The sequence below is a fragment of the Corynebacterium tuberculostearicum genome (assembly GCF_030229345.1).
GTDB classification, from domain to species: Bacteria; Actinomycetota; Actinomycetes; order Mycobacteriales; family Mycobacteriaceae; genus Corynebacterium; species Corynebacterium tuberculostearicum_G.
The window spans coordinates 1-1,013 of record NZ_JASPGP010000027.1 but is presented as its reverse complement, the minus strand read 5'-3'; the positions used below and the strand labels follow the sequence as shown (position 1 = coordinate 1,013).

The following is a 1,013-nucleotide window of genomic DNA, read 5'->3' as shown; positions in this document are numbered from 1 at the left end:
TGCGACGGTGTCGAAGACTTCTCCGTGGTACATCTCGGTTTTTAAGTGCCCGAAGAAATTCTCCATGACCGCGTTGTCGTAACAGTTGGCTTTACGCGACATTGACTGAACACCACCGTTGTCATGAATCAGGTTGCGCCAGGACGAATGCTGGTACTGGAAACCTTGATCGGTATGCATCATCCACCCAGGCTCAGGCGCACACGTTTTAATCGTCTTAGTTAAAGAATCGGCGGTAAACGCTGTCGACGGCGATGTAGCCACGGTGTGGGCAACGATTGAACGGTCGAACAGATCCATCACCGGTGACAGGTAGACCTTGCGGCCTGCGACCCTGAACTCGGTGACGTCGCTAACAAAGACGGTATTTGGCTTATCTGGAGTGAACTTGCGGTCAAGTGTGTTGTCGGCAATGTGGCTGATCGTCCCGTTATAAGAAACATATCGCCTGCGCTGGCGGACCTTGGCTCGAAGCCCCATCTCGCGCATGAGTTTGTAGACGAGCTTGTGATTGACCACCCACCCCTGGTTGCGCAGGTCAAGTAGCACTCGTCGGTAGCCGTAGCGATACTTGTTGCGCTCGAAGCTTCCCCGGATCGCGTCTTTGAGCGCAGCGTGCTTATCCGGATCGCTGAGTCGTTTCTGGTGATAGAAGAATGTCGACCGTGCCATGCCGGCCGCATCCAAAAGGTATTGCAGACGATGCCGTGACTTGAGGATGACAATCGCCTGGACCTTCAGGCGTGTCCCTGATTCCTCAAGTCCCGCAATTTTTTTAGATATGCGTTTTCCGCTTCCAACCGCGCGATCTGGCGACGCAGCTTCGCTTCCTCCGAAAGCGGCTTCGGCGTGCCCGAACCCTTGGGCCTGCCCTTCGGCTTCGGTTTTAGTGCCTCATCGCCACCTTTACGCCATTTCCTCGACCATCCGCCGACCAAGTGCTCTGATGACAGGCCAAACTCGCGCGCAAGATCCATCGCTGTCTCACCAGAAAGGTGGCGTTGGACAACTTC

1 pseudogene is annotated in these 1,013 nt (G+C 55.1%); it reads right to left on the bottom strand.

From position 1 onward, the window contains the following. Positions 1-1,013, bottom strand: a pseudogene (locus QP884_RS11220) (IS3 family transposase); the annotation flags it as partial.